11 protein-coding genes are annotated in these 13044 nt (G+C 64.5%); 5 read left to right on the top strand and 6 right to left on the bottom strand.

The genetic code is table 11. The annotated features are described in order from the left end of the window. Positions 1-78 precede the first annotated feature (78 nt). Together DT069_RS14270 and DT069_RS14265 are read left to right on the top strand one after the other, a co-directional pair. The gene (locus tag DT069_RS14270; RefSeq protein ID WP_119460970.1) at positions 79-309 is read left to right on the top strand and encodes a hypothetical protein; all 231 of its coding nucleotides are present in this window, start codon (positions 79-81) and stop codon (positions 307-309) included. 272 nt (positions 310-581) lie between these two features. Next, the gene (locus tag DT069_RS14265) at positions 582-1493 is read left to right on the top strand and encodes a methionyl-tRNA formyltransferase (protein ID WP_119460969.1); all 912 of its coding nucleotides are present in this window, start codon (positions 582-584) and stop codon (positions 1491-1493) included. A 47-nt stretch (positions 1494-1540) separates the two neighbouring features. Here the strand turns inward: DT069_RS14265 and DT069_RS14260 are convergent, their stop codons facing one another. The 4 genes from DT069_RS14260 to DT069_RS14245 form a co-directional block, all read right to left on the bottom strand. Beyond that, complete coding sequence (locus DT069_RS14260; RefSeq protein ID WP_119460968.1) at positions 1541-2974, bottom strand: SpoVR family protein; 1434 nt, start codon at positions 2972-2974, stop codon at positions 1541-1543. A gap of 40 nt (positions 2975-3014) precedes the next feature. Then, positions 3015-4211 carry a YeaH/YhbH family protein gene (locus DT069_RS14255; RefSeq protein ID WP_119460967.1) on the bottom strand — a complete coding sequence of 399 codons (1197 nt, stop codon included), beginning with the start codon at positions 4209-4211 and terminating at the stop codon, positions 3015-3017. Positions 4212-4299: 88 nt separating this feature from the next. Beyond that, positions 4300-6237: a serine protein kinase gene (locus DT069_RS14250; protein ID WP_119460966.1), complete on the bottom strand. Its 1938-nt coding sequence runs from the start codon at positions 6235-6237 to the stop codon at positions 4300-4302. Between the two features lie 498 nt (positions 6238-6735). Continuing rightward, positions 6736-7593 carry an AraC family transcriptional regulator gene (locus DT069_RS14245; protein WP_425450238.1) on the bottom strand — a complete coding sequence of 286 codons (858 nt, stop codon included), beginning with the start codon at positions 7591-7593 and terminating at the stop codon, positions 6736-6738. A gap of 10 nt (positions 7594-7603) precedes the next feature. On the opposite strand from DT069_RS14245, the gene DT069_RS14240 reads away from it, so the two are divergent. Next, the gene (locus DT069_RS14240) at positions 7604-8014 is read left to right on the top strand and encodes a DUF2000 family protein (protein WP_119460964.1); all 411 of its coding nucleotides are present in this window, start codon (positions 7604-7606) and stop codon (positions 8012-8014) included. 36 nt (positions 8015-8050) lie between these two features. Here DT069_RS14240 and DT069_RS14235 read toward each other — a convergent pair whose 3' ends face one another. After that, on the bottom strand, positions 8051-9289 hold the full coding sequence (locus tag DT069_RS14235; protein ID WP_119460963.1) for a Zn-dependent hydrolase: 1239 nt from the start codon (positions 9287-9289) through the stop codon (positions 8051-8053). A gap of 121 nt (positions 9290-9410) precedes the next feature. Between DT069_RS14235 and DT069_RS14230 the strand changes: the two genes are divergently transcribed. After that, positions 9411-10427 (top strand): proline racemase family protein, encoded by a 1017-nt coding sequence (locus DT069_RS14230; protein ID WP_425450237.1) that lies wholly within the window; start codon positions 9411-9413, stop codon positions 10425-10427. Positions 10428-10446: 19 nt separating this feature from the next. Here the strand turns inward: DT069_RS14230 and glpK are convergent, their stop codons facing one another. Continuing rightward, positions 10447-11955, bottom strand: a complete 1509-nt coding sequence (glpK, locus tag DT069_RS14225; protein ID WP_119460962.1) for a glycerol kinase GlpK — start codon at positions 11953-11955, stop codon at positions 10447-10449. Between the two features lie 177 nt (positions 11956-12132). Between glpK and DT069_RS14220 the strand changes: the two genes are divergently transcribed. Beyond that, the gene (locus DT069_RS14220; RefSeq protein ID WP_119460961.1) at positions 12133-12948 is read left to right on the top strand and encodes a DeoR/GlpR family transcriptional regulator; all 816 of its coding nucleotides are present in this window, start codon (positions 12133-12135) and stop codon (positions 12946-12948) included. Positions 12949-13044: the final 96 nt, after the last annotated feature.

Here is a 13044-nt window from a genome sequence, read left to right as displayed (position 1 = left end):
ATCTACCTTGGAACTTTCTTGCGCCCGGCCGGGTTATCCACAGTGCAGTGTCACATCTGGTCGCGCATGGAGGCGAGCATGTCCGTCGTGAAGAGTACCGCCGTCTGCGCTCGTTATATGGCTGGCTTCGTCCTGTTGATCTGCGCGGCAACCGCTCTCAATGTAGGCATCGTGCTTGGATGGAGCTATCTGAGCCCCGACTCCCTCAATCAATCGCTGGCGGTTGCCGTCGATTCGATCGATTACGATCGTGACGGTAATACGATCCTCTGGAAATCGGCGAGCGCGGCAAGCCAGAAGGATTTGTGAACGGCGGCGCACGCCGCTTGACCGGCTTGTCGCCCGGCTTGTCGCATCGAATCATCGGCATTGTTCAAATCATTGCTTTGGAAAAGGCCGCGTCCTCGAACGCGGCCTGACGCCGTTCGAGCGCGCTCGAGCGACGGTGCGATGCCGATCACGGCTCAGGTTTTGGTATACCAAGGCGGCTTTTCTGGTATACCAAGGTCGTCGGACGGAACCACCGGTGCCGCAAGCCGGACCGTTTCGTCAGCGGAGATCGGAGGTAAGGAGGAGGCTTCATGCGGATCATCTTCAACGGACAACAGGCATTCGGGCAGGCGGTTCTCGAGGCGCTGCTCGAGCGGGGCGAGCAGGTCGTCGGTGTCTATTGCGCGCCGGACAAGGAGGGGCGGAAGACCGATCCTCTCAAGGAATTCGCGCTCAGCAAGAACCTGCCCCTGTTCCAGCCGCCCTCGTTCAAGACTCCGGAAGTGCGCGAGCAGATCGCCTCGCTGAAGCCCGATCTCGGCGTGATGGCCTATGTCACCCTCTTCGTGCCGACGGAGGTGCTGGATATCCCGACCCACGGCACGATCCAGTACCATCCGTCGCTGCTCCCCCTGCATCGCGGCCCCAGCTCGATCAACTGGCCGATCATCTTCGGAGAGAAGAAGACGGGGCTCAGCGTCTTCTGGCCCGATAACGGCCTCGATACCGGTCCGATCCTGCTGCAGAGGGAAGTGGAGATCAGCCCCGACGACACGCTGGGCAGCATCTATTTCGACCGGCTGTTCCCGATGGGCGTGAAGGCCATGCTGGAGGCCGTCGATCTGGTGCGCGACGGCAAGGCGCAGAAAGTCAAGCAGGACGAATCGAAGGCGACCTATGAGGGCTGGTGCCGGAAGGACGATGTCCAGATCGATTGGAGCAAGCCGGTCGACGAGGTCTACAATCTGATCCGCGGTGCCAATCCGCAGCCCGGCGCCTGGACCACCCATGACGGCAAGACGCTGCAGATCTTCGACGCGGAGAAGATCGCGTCGGCCGCCGGGACTCCCGGCGAGGTTACGGAGGTCGGCGGCGACGGCTTCAAGGTCGCCGCCAAGGGCGGGCAGATCCTGGTGAAGCGGGTTAAGCCGGAGGGCGGCGGCAAGGTCGCGGCCGCGGAGTTCGCCCAGAACGGGCTGGCCAAGGGCGCGCGCCTCGGCTGAACGCCGATTTCGAGTAGGGGTGGGCTTCAAACCCGCCCCTACGACACCTAATCCATTTCCTTCAGCCTGAACCCGTCCGAATCATAGCTCAGCATGCAGGACTCGCCGTCGACGACCGTCTCGAGGTGGGCCGGCCGGGTCCAGAGCCGATAGAGATGGGCCAGGGTCTTCTCGGCATGCTCGAGCTGCAGGTCGCGCCCGTCATGGTCGTGCTGCAGATGCAGCTCGCCCCGATGGTTGTAGTCGGCATCGACGATGCGGATGACGGGGACGCCGCCCATGCCGACCTGATGGAGAAGGGTCTGCTTGATCTCTTCCCACTCCTCGTCGCTCGGGACCTTGGTCACGATCAGCGCATCGTCGCGCGGCGCATATTCGAACAGGCCCATTTCGCGCACGAGATCCTTCGTCAGGAACCGGCGTAGGAAGGATACGTCGCGATCGACCTCGCGGACCTCGAACAGCTTGTCGCGGCCGCTTTTCCGCGGCAGGTCGTCGATTTCACTCTCCGTCGACGCAGGCTCGTCATAGCGACGGCGGATGTCCTCCCAGATGCCGAGGCCGAGGCAATAGGGATTGATGTCCCCAGGAGCCGGCTGCACGACCTGATTGTGGCGGACCAGGAACTCCAGATAGACGTCCTGCGGCAGGTCGAGGCTGTTCATGATCTGCCGGTGCCAGTAGGTGGCCCAGCCCTCGTTCATGATCTTGGTCTCGATCTGCGGAATGAAGTACTGCGACTCCTCATGGACGATGGTCAGCAGGTCCTTCTCCCACTCTGCGAGTCGCCGGTTATGGTCGCGGATGAAGAGAAGCAGGTCCTCCTCCGGCTCGAGCGGCACCTTTTCGAGATCCGGCTCGCTGCGCTCCACGCGCTTGTGGATCTGGCGGAAGGGGTCGGCCGGAGGCTCGGCCGCCGCGATCGCGCGCGCGCGCTGCTCCTCGGGCGAGAGCTTGCGAATGGCAGGATTGCGGCGGCATTGCAGCGACAGCGCATGAGCGGCGTCGAGCACGGCGTCGACCTTCTCCAGTCCGATCGACGGATCCTCGATATAGGAGCGGACGCGGTCGGCGCGCGCCTTGAACGCCCGGATCACCAGCTCCGGATGCGTTGACTGAAAGGTGAAATTGTTCCGAAAGAAGTCGTTGTGCCCATAGACATGGGCGATGGTGAGGATCTGCAGGCAGAGCGAGTTTTCCTTCACCAGATAGGCTAGGCACGGGTCCGAATTGATCACCATCTCATAGGGCAGGCCGGTCATCCCGTGATCGTAGAGCGTCTTCAGTCGCTCATAAGCCTTGCCGTAGGACCAGTGCGGGTAGTGCGACGGCATCCCGTGATAGGCCATGTAGCCCAGCATCTGGACATGGTCGCAGACCTCGAACTCCTGCGAGAAGCATGTCAGGCCGAATTCCTGGACCTTCTCGCGGATGCGCGCGTCCCAGTGAGCCAGATCCTCGACGTCGTAGGTTCTTGTCATCTCCCTCCGTCTCCGCCGGCCGGCCTCGTTCAAAGGCCCGCTACGGCATCATCTCTTCGGGGTTGCGTTCGTGGAGCAGAAGCGCCTTGAAGCTCGGCCAGAGGTCTTCCTTGCGCTTGATCTCGACGGCCTCGAAGTTGTCGGCGTCCAGGTCCTTGAACACGTCGAGCATAGAGCTGTGGCCGAACAGAGACGCGCGCGGCTTGATCTCGCCATAGCCGAACAGGTTGCACACCTGGCAAAGCTGCTGCGCCAGCTTCCGCGCCTCTGGATTGTCGGTCCGCAGGTTCTCGCCGTCGGAGCAGTGGAACGCGTAGATGTTCCAGAGCGAGGGATGATAGCGCTCCTGGATCACCTCGAGCGCCTTGCCGTAGCCGGACGACAGCATCGTGCCGCCCGATTCGCCCTTATAGAAGAACTCCTGCTCGCTCACCTCGCGTGCCTCCGTGTGATGCGAGATGAAGACGAGCTCGACATTGCGATAGCGGGTTCGCACGAAATGGTAGAGCAGGAAGAAGAAGCTGCGGGCGAGATACTTCTTCATCGCATCCATCGAGCCGGAGGTGTCCATGATGCACATCACAACCGCGTTCGACTCGGCGGTGACGTCCGGAACGCGCCGGCGATAGCGCAGATCGTCGCGATGGAAGGGGAACCGCCGCTCAGCGGTCTCCGCGTCAGACTGTTGCCCGTGAATCGCGACCTTGCGGCGGATGCGCTGGCGGGCCGATTTCCGCTTGTCGAGATGCACCCGGATGCCGGCCCGTCGGTAGCCGAGCCGGCGCGTGCCGTGGACCACGAGACTCTCGCGCAGCTTCTTGCGCTCGAGATCGGGCAGATGGAGATCCTCGAACATGATCTCCACCAGTTCCTCGATCGTGATGTCGGTCTCGTAATAATCGACGCCGGGCCGGTCGCCGGCATCGCCGGCCCCGGATCCGGGGCCCTCCGCCTGCGACTTGCCGACCACCTGACCCTTTTCCACCTCACCCTCGCCGGCGGCGGCGACCTGCGGCGTGTTTTTCCCGTAGACGAAGCGGTACTCCTTGATGCCGCGGATCGGCACCTTCACCACGCGGTCGGGATCCTGCGTGATGATCGCCTCCTCGGCGACGATATCGGCGATGTTCTCGCGGATCGCCTGCCGCACCTTCTGACGATGGCGCAGCCGGTCGGTGGCGCTGCGGTCGGATCGCAGCGAGTCGGATGCGGAATAGGGACGGAACACGGCACTCATGGTCGCCTACCTGGCCGATTCGGCCTTTGGTGGGCGGCGCCCGTGACGGCGCCGCCGACGCCCCGGCGACAACGGGGAAAAAGGCGCACTAATCTTTCCACAGATTGTTCGCCGCATATTTCAGCACCACCTCGGCTGAATATTCATTATAGCCCTTTTCGAACAGGTTGTGGACCAGGGAGTCGTACTTGTCCTTCTGGTCCTCGTCGCGCGTGCGGGCCTTGGTGATCACCCGGCTGATCTCGCGCACCGAGCTCGTCAGCTTCTTCTCGATCGCTTCCTTCAGAGGCTCGTAGCTCTTGTAGGAGATCTTCTCGCCCCGCCGACCGGCGGCCCAGAGATAGGCGATCACTTCCTGCCGGAACCCGTCCGCGGCCGGGCCGATGATCGCGATCTGCTCCTCGATCGAGCGGAGGAAAACCTGGTCCGGTTGCAGCTCTTCCTTGGTGTTGCGATCCTTGACCCGCTCGTTGTTGACGTAGGCCTCGGCGTGATCGAGGTAGTTCTGGAACAGATCCTCCGCCTGCTCCTCATAGGCATAGACGAAGGCCTTGGTGATTTCCGTCTCGAGGATCTCGAGATAGGCCTTGTGGATGGTGTCCTGGAGGAACTCGAGATAGCGCTTCCGCGTGTTGTCCGGGAAGTCCGCCTCCTTGACCATCTTGATCAGGGCCTCGCGCATATGGATCGGCGTGACGCCTTCCGGACTGTCGGCCAGCGCATTATCGAGCGCCTTCATGATGAAGCGCGGCGAGATGCCGGTCATGCCTTCGGAGCGCGCCTCCTCGCGGAGTTCGTCCAGATTGGCCTTCTTGGTGCGGCCCTTCTCGACGACCTCCTCGCCGTTATAAAGCTTCAGCTTCGTCATCAGGTCGCACTTCGTCGACGGCGTCAGACGGCTGAGGATCGCGAACATGGCCGCGATATCGAGCGTATGCGGCGCCACATGCGCGTCGAAGCGCGAGCTCTTCAGCAGCTTGTCATAGATCTTCACCTCCTCGGTCAGGCGGAGGTTGTAGGGCACGCGGATCCGCACGATACGGTCGAGAATCGCCTCGTTCGTCGGGTCGGCCTTGAATTTCTGCCACTCCGCCTCGTTCGAATGCGCGACGATCACCGTATCGACATAGACCGTGCCATGCCGGCCGGGGGCGGGAACGAACTTCTCCTGCGTCGCCGTGATGATCGTGTGCAGATATTCGGTCTCGTTCTTGAAGATCTCGATGAACTCGATGATGCCGCGGTTGCCCGCGTTGAAGGCGCCGTTCAGCTCAAGCACCCGCGGATCGCCCTCGGCATAGCGGTCGAGCTTCGAGATATCCTCCGAGCCGATGAGGATCGACGTGTCCTGATTGTTCGGATCGACGGGCGGCACGATCGCCATGCCCCGCCGGGCCTGCTTCGAGAAGGTGATCGTCGTGACCGGCACCTCCTCATAGCGGTTGTCGAACTCATGCTCGAGGCGATAGCGGCAGATCGGGCACAAATCGCCCTCGATCGTCACGTCCAGCATCTTCTCGAATTCGCGGCGGAGATGCCGCGGGATCAGATGCAGCGGCTCCTCCTGCATCGGGCAGCCTTCGATCGCGTAGATCGGCTCCGATTCCTCGAGTCCGCGGCGCAGCTTCTCGGCCAGCGAGCTCTTGCCGGCGCCCACCGGACCCAGGAGATAGAGCATCTGGCGGCTCTCTTCGCCCTTCAGGGCGGCGGAATGAAGATAGCGGACGAGCTGCGCGATCGTGCGCTCGATGCCGAAGAACTCGTCCTTGAAAAAATTGTAGGTTTTGACGGGATCGTCGCCGAACAGGCGCTGAACTCGAGGATCTTCGGACTTCGCAAGGTCCTCTTGACCCTGGCCTATGACGATGTCGTAGAGCCGGGCATGGGCGAGCTCGCGGACGCTCGGATCTTCTTTCACTTTCTCCAGGTACTGCAGAAAACTACCGCGCCAGAACTGGGCCTCGCGGAGGCTCCGATCTTTCTCGATAAGCTCGACGAACGAACGCGTTTCTTTCTGCTTGTCCATGGCCACTCCCAAACACCGAATGGTTAAAAGCCCTGAGCCTGACGTTGTTCCCTATGGTTCCCGTGATCCGTTCTCTTGCTCTCCAACCTCCCTCTTGACGTGGACCGCGTAGGGTAAGGGATCAACCCCTTGTCGCCCTGATTTCACCGGCCCTGCGGCGGGCTTCGGGCAAATCGTCCGGCACCCGCGCCTCGGTCCGGCAGCCCGTCCAGCATCGCCCAGGAATGGTTAACATAAGATGGTTAAAACCGCCTGTGTCATCCTTTTTGCACACGTAAGGATTAACTGCGTGACGCGGCTTAAAGTTGCGTTCCGACAGACGCAATTTCACAGCCGCAGTTTCACTGGCCGGACGTCTGTCGCCGGTAGGAGGCGCAGGGCATGGCTGCATCGGGCCCGCGTCGACCTTCGGTTTCGATGGTGACGAAGAAAGACGGCAAATCTGCGGCGCCGGCGTTTTGTCGACGAAACCGCACACAACTGTTTTTATTTTCCCGATCAGCGGGCGGAGAGGCGGCTCTGCAGCGTTCGCCAGCGACCTGGCGGCAGCCCGAAGGCGCGCCCGAAGTGGCGCGTCATGTGGCTCTGGTCCGCGAATCCCGCCTCCATGGCGGCCTCAGCGAGGGAGCGCCCATCCCTGATGAGCAACCGCGCCCGGTCGAGCCGGCGCATTACAAGGTAACGGTAAGGGCTCGTGCCCAGGATGGCACGGAAGTGGCGCGCCAACAAATAGCGGTCCAGCCCTGTGACGGCCTCGAGTTCCCCGGAGCCGACCGTTCGGTCCAGATTGTCGTCCAGGAACTGCCGCGCCTTCGTGACGGCATGCGCACAGGCTGCCGGGTGCGACCGGCCCGACACGCTAGGGTCGAGCGCCGCCAGCGCCTCGGCGATGGCGAGGACGGTTCCGTCGGTCTCCAGCTCCTCCGGCTGCCGGTCCAGGTCGTCGAGGGCCATATGTAGCGCCCGGAGCAGACGGCGGTCGGTCGAGACCGCCGTCTTTACGAACGGCAGGCTCCGGCTATAGTCCAGTGCCTCCTGGATCAGGCGGGGCTCCAGATAGAGCATCCGGTAGCGGAAGCCGGCTTCCGTCCCCGCGCGGCCGTCATGGACCTCGTCGGGGTGGAGGATGATGGCATGGCCCGCCAAGCTGTCGGCTCGCGACCCGCGATAGTCGAAGGACTGAACGCCGCCCACCGTCACGCCGATGGCATAGGTATCGTGCCGATGCGGGTCGTAGGCGTGGCCCGCGAAGGACGCCTCGATCCGCATCAGGCCGGGGCGCGACGGGGCGAGCTTCACCCAGTCGTGGGACGGACCGCAAGATCGTTCAAGACCGGGCAGGGTGCTGTCGTGCAAGATCCTGTCCATGCGCTATGAAACTAAGATCGCTGTCATCGTCCGCGAGGACCTCGCCACTTGGCAGAAGCTCAATGTCGCCTGCTTCCTGGCCGGCGGACTCGCCGGCTCCAGCCCCGAGATCGTCGGCGAGCCCTATGCGGACGCCTCCGGAAGGGCCTATGGCCCGCTGGTCCGCCAACCCATCCTCCTGTTCGCGGCCGGGGCCGACGAGCTGGGCAAGGCGTTGCGGAGAGCTACCGAGCGGGGACTCCGCGTCTCGATCTACACCTATGAGCTCTTCGCCACCAAGAACGACGCGGACAACCGAGCCGCCGTCGCCGCGGTGCCGACCGATGCCCTGGACCTCGTCGGCCTGGCGCTTCATGCCGGCCGGAAGGATGTGGACAAGGTGACGAAGGACTTGGCGCTGCATCCGTGATTCGAACGGGGTGGCGATCGGCTCATAGGGATCGGCTCACACCGCGTTCGCGCGCTCGACCATGGCCCGCAGCAACACGTCGCAGCCAGCGGCAAGGTCCTCCGCCGTCGCGTTCTCGATCTCATTGTGGCTGATGCCGTTCTCGCAGGGCACGAAGACCATTGCCGTGGGCGCAACCCGCGACAGATAGACGGCATCGTGGCCGGCGCCGCTGACGATCTTGCGGTTGGGGATCGCGAGGTCGTCGGCCGCCTTCTGTACCGCGGCCACGCATTCCGGCGCGAACCCGACCGGCGGCGAGTACCAGATCTCGTTGAAATCGAGCGTCAGGCCGGCCTTCTCGGCGATCGTCTCGCATTCCTGCTGCAAGGCGGCGCTCATGGCGGCCAGGGTGTCGGCGTCGGGATGGCGGAGGTCGGCCGTGAAGAAGACCGTGCCGGGGATGACGTTCCGCGAGTTCGGGCTCACCTGCATCATGCCGACGGTGGCGCAGGCATCGGGCTGGTTCTCCAGGCCGATGCGGTTGACCGCCTCGACCATGCGGGCGGCGCCGACCAGTGCGTCCTTGCGGCGTGGCATTGGGGTCGGCCCGGCATGGGCCTCCTGGCCGGTTACGGTGATCTCGTACCAGCGGATACCCTGGACGCCTCGGACCACGCCGATGGTCTTGCCCTCCGCCTCGAGGATCGGCCCCTGCTCGATATGCGCCTCGAAGAAGGCGCCGATGTCGCGGCCGCCGACCTCGGCATCGCCGGCATAGCCGATGCGCTTCAGCTCCTCGCCCATTGTCTTGCCTTCGGTGTCGGCGCGGCCGAGACCGTAATCGAGGTCGAAGACGCCGGCGAAGACGCCCGAGGCGATCATCGCCGGGGCGAAGCGCGAGCCCTCCTCGTTGGTCCAGACCGCGACCTCAATCGGCGCGTTGGTTTCATAGTTGGCGTCGTTCAGCGTGCGGACGACCTCAAGGCCGGCTAGCACGCCATAGGCGCCGTCAAACTTGCCGCCGGTCGGCTGGCTGTCCAAGTGGCTGCCGGTCATCACCGGCGGCAGCGAGTCGTCCTTGCCCGGCCGGCGGGCGAAGATGTTGCCCATCCTGTCGACCGTGATGCTGCAGCCGGCCTCCTTGCACCAGCGCACGAAGAGGTCGCGCGACTGCCGGTCGAGGTCGGTCAGCGCCAGGCGGCAGACGCCGCCCTTCGCCGTCGCGCCGATCCGCGCCATCTCCATCAGGCTGTCCCACAGCCGCTGACCGTTAATCCGGACGTTGGTGGCCATGTCTGCCTCCCCTGCTTTCGATACCGATCCGTTGCGACGGGTATCGCATCTTGACGCTTTCTTGCGCCGCCGCCAAGGCGAGGGGTACCCTTTCGGGCGCATGGCGTCACAAGAGGTCGATATGGCGGACTCGGAGTCGTTGGTCATCGAAACGACGGAGATGCACACGGGCGGCGAGCCGGTGCGGATCGTGACGTCCGGCTATCCGCCGATTCCCGGCGCGACGATCCTCGCCAAGCGGCGCCACGCCCGCGAGCATCTCGACCATCTGCGCCGCATGCTGATGTTCGAGCCGCGCGGCCATTACGATATGTATGGCGTTATCCCGGTCGAGCCGAACCTGCCGAAGGTCGACCTCGCCGTGCTGTTCATGCACAATGAAGGCTACAGCACCATGTGCGGCCATGCGGTGATCGCGCTCGGCCGCTGGGCCGTCGATACCGGCCGGGTTCCGCTCCGCGAGCCGGAGACGCGGGTCAACATCCAATGCCCCTGCGGCCTCGTGCGCGCCCGCGTCGCAATCGAGAACGGCCGGGCAGGCGCGGTGCGGTTCGAGAGCGTGCCGGCCTTCGCCTTCGCGCTCGACGCACCGGTGGAGGTTCCGGGGCATGGCCGAATCATGGTGGATATCGGCTATGGCGGCGCTTTCTATGCGCTCGTGCCTGCTTCGGTGTTCGGTCTGGACGTGCGCCGCTCGGCGGTACGCGATCTCGTCGATGCGGCCGTGCGCGTGACAGAGGCGGCGAAGGCGCAAATTCCACTCTCCCATCCAGACGACCCGGATTTGGCCTTTCTCTACGGCACGATCCTGACCGACGGCTCCGACACCTACGGCTCGGAGCCTACCGCCAACATCTGCGTCTTCGCCGAGCGCGAGGTCGACCGCAGCCCCACAGGCAGCGGCGTCACCGCGCGCATCGCTGTGCAGCATGCCCGTGGGCTGATCGAACTGGGGCAGGAACGTCTGTTCGAAAGCGTCACCGGCGCGCGGTTCACCGGCCGGGCGGTCGCTCGCACGACGGCCGGCCCGTTCGACGCCGTCACCGTCGAGGTTGGCGGGCAAGCTTACTACACCGGGAGCTGCCGCTTCACCGTCGAGCCCGACGATTCGCTGGGAAGCGGATTTCTTCTTCGATGATCGGGCTTGCTTTCCCAGTCTATTTTGCCTGCGTCTGCACCCGCGCCACCGCCTCTTTCCAGCCGGCATAGAGCGACTCGCGCTGATCGGCCGACATACGCGGCTGAAAAACGCGGTCGATCTGCCAGCGTTGGGCGATGTCATCCGTCGACTGGAACATCCCGGCCTTGAGGCCGGCGAGATAGGCGGCGCCCAAGGCCGTCGTCTCGGTCACCACTGGACGCTCGACCGGCAGGTCGAGGATGTCGGCGAGGAACTGCATCACCCAGTCGTTCGCCACCATGCCACCGTCTACCCTGAGGGTGGTCGGCGGCTCGGTGCCCTGCGCTGCGCCGTCCGAGGCCATCGCCTCCATCAGGTCACGGGTCTGGTAGCAGACCGCCTCGAGCGCCGAGCGCACGATCTCGGCGATGCCGACGTCGCGGGTGAGCCCGAAGATCGCGCCGCGCGCCTCCGGGTCCCAATAGGGCGCGCCCAGGCCGGTGAAGGCCGGGACGAGATAGACGCCGCTATTGCCGGCGAGGCTGGCGGCGAGCGCCTGACTCTCACCGGCGGCGGCGATCAGCTTCAGCCCGTCGCGCAGCCATTGGATCGCCGCGCCGGCGACGAAGATGCTGCCCTCGACCGCATAGGTCGGCCTGCCGTCGAGCCGGTAGGCGAGGGTGGTCACCAGCCGGTTCTGCGAGGGCACCGCCCGCTCGCCGGTGTTCAGCAGCACGAAGCAGCCGGTACCGTAGGTGCTCTTGATCATGCCGGGCGCGAAGCAGGCCTGGCCGACGACCGCCGCCTGCTGGTCGCCCGCCATGCCGGCGACCAGCAGCGGGCCGCCGAGCAGATCCTTCTCGGTCGTGCCGAAATCGGCGGCATTGTCGAGGACCCGGGGCAGAATCTGCGGCGGGATGTTCAGGATCTTCAGGAGCTCCTGGTCCCAATCCTGCTTGTGGATTTCGTAGAGCATGGTGCGCGCGGCGTTGGTCGCGTCGGTCGCATGCACCTTGCCGCCCGTGAGGCGCCAGAGCAGGAAGCTGTCCATCGTGCCGAATGCCACGTCGCCGCGCTCCGCCGCGTCGCGCGCGCCGGCGACATTATCTAGAATCCAGGCGATCTTGGTCGCCGAGAAATAGGGGTCGACCAGCAGCCCGGTGCGCGCCTGCACCAGCGGCTCGTGACCGTCGGCGGCGAGTTGCCTGCACAGCGCCGCGCCGCGCCGGTCCTGCCAGACGATCGCATTATGCAGCGGCCGCCCCGTCGCCCGGTCCCACAGCACCGTCGTCTCGCGCTGGTTGGTGATGCCGATGGCGGCGACGTCGGTCGGCGCCAGGCGCGCCTTGTCGAGAACGCCGCGGCAGACCGCCAGGGTCGCCCGCCAGATCTCCTCCGGATCATGCTCGACCCAGCCGTCCGCCGGATAGATCTGCGGCAGCTCCTGCTGGACGGCGGCCTCCGCCATGCCGCTGTCGTCGAACAGAATCGCCCGGGTGCTGGTCGTTCCCTGGTCGATCGCCAGGACCATGCGCGGGGACGCCATGGCCGAACCTCCCTATCTCTTAGATTACTGGATGATCCGGGCCGGCCGAAGCCCTGTCAAGGCGCCGGCTTCGGAAGCGAAAAGCGCAACGCGCAGATGCGCGAGATCCCCGATCTTTGTTGTTTTGCGAACATTCGCAACCGGCTAGACTGTGCATTCGGAGCAGGATCGGCGGCCATGCCTCAAAATTCGCGTCAGGAACAAATCGTCGATCTGGTACGGCGGCGTGGTTTTGTCTCGATCGAGGCGCTGGCGGAGCATTTCGCGGTCACGCCCCAGACCGTCCGGCGGGATATCAACGCGCTGTGCGACCGCGACCTGCTGCGCCGTTATCACGGCGGCGCCGGGTTGCCGTCCAGCGTCGAGAACACCGCCTACCAGACGCGTCAAATCCTCTGCCTCGCGGAGAAGCGGCGCATCGCCGCCATGGTCGCGCGCCACATCCCGGACGAGGCGTCGCTGTTCATCAATATCGGCACGACGACCGAGGAAGTCGCCCGGGCCCTGCTGAAGCATCATGGCCTGCGCGTGATCACCAACAATCTCCACGTCGCCAGCACGCTGGCGCAGAAGAAGGATTTCGAGGTGATCGTCGCCGGCGGGGTGGTTCGTAGCGCCGACCACGCGATCATCGGCGAGGCGACGGTCGATTTCATCGACCGGTTCAAGGTCGATTACGGCATCATCGGCATCAGCGGAATCGACGCCGACGGCGCGCTCCTCGATTTCGACTATCGCGAGGTCCGCGTGTCGCAGACCATCATCGCCAATGCGCGCCAGGTCTTCCTTGCCGCGGACCACAGCAAGTTCGGGCGCAATGCGATGGTGCGGCTGGGCAGGCTCCAGGACCTCAGCGCCTTCTTCACCGATGCGCCACCGCCGGCGCCGGTCGCCGAACTGCTCGCCGCCAGCGGCGTCCGCCTCTATGTCGCCGACGAGGCCGAGGAAGCCGGATACAACACGGCCGCAGCGCCAATCGATGCGGCCGACTGATTTTCCTTTCCGCAAACATCGCGGCCGTGAATTTTCGATTGTGAAAATTATCGGCGCGCATTAGCCTGACCGGCAAAGCTTGCAATGCCTGTGGCC

This window comes from Virgifigura deserti (assembly GCA_003576685.1).
GTDB lineage: Bacteria > Pseudomonadota > Alphaproteobacteria > Dongiales > Dongiaceae > Virgifigura > Virgifigura deserti.
The sequence above is the reverse complement of the archived record's forward strand: the minus strand, read 5'-3'. Positions and strand labels throughout refer to the sequence as shown.

What these genes read in the sequence shown, in the direction of transcription:
- DT069_RS14270 (WP_119460970.1), top strand. Translation starts at nt 79, where the DNA reads ATGTCCGTCGTGAAGAGTACCGCCGTCTGCGCTCGTTATATGGCTGGC.
- DT069_RS14255 (WP_119460967.1), bottom strand. Translation starts at nt 4,211, where the DNA reads ATGAGTGCCGTGTTCCGTCCCTATTCCGCATCCGACTCGCTGCGATCC.
- DT069_RS14240 (WP_119460964.1), top strand. Translation starts at nt 7,604, where the DNA reads ATGCGCTATGAAACTAAGATCGCTGTCATCGTCCGCGAGGACCTCGCC.
- DT069_RS14265 (WP_119460969.1), top strand. Translation starts at nt 582, where the DNA reads ATGCGGATCATCTTCAACGGACAACAGGCATTCGGGCAGGCGGTTCTC.
- glpK (WP_119460962.1), bottom strand. Translation starts at nt 11,955, where the DNA reads ATGGCGTCCCCGCGCATGGTCCTGGCGATCGACCAGGGAACGACCAGC.
- DT069_RS14235 (WP_119460963.1), bottom strand. Translation starts at nt 9,289, where the DNA reads ATGGCCACCAACGTCCGGATTAACGGTCAGCGGCTGTGGGACAGCCTG.
- DT069_RS14250 (WP_119460966.1), bottom strand. Translation starts at nt 6,237, where the DNA reads ATGGACAAGCAGAAAGAAACGCGTTCGTTCGTCGAGCTTATCGAGAAA.
- DT069_RS14260 (WP_119460968.1), bottom strand. Translation starts at nt 2,974, where the DNA reads ATGACAAGAACCTACGACGTCGAGGATCTGGCTCACTGGGACGCGCGC.
- DT069_RS14220 (WP_119460961.1), top strand. Translation starts at nt 12,133, where the DNA reads ATGCCTCAAAATTCGCGTCAGGAACAAATCGTCGATCTGGTACGGCGG.
- DT069_RS14230 (WP_425450237.1), top strand. Translation starts at nt 9,411, where the DNA reads ATGGCGGACTCGGAGTCGTTGGTCATCGAAACGACGGAGATGCACACG.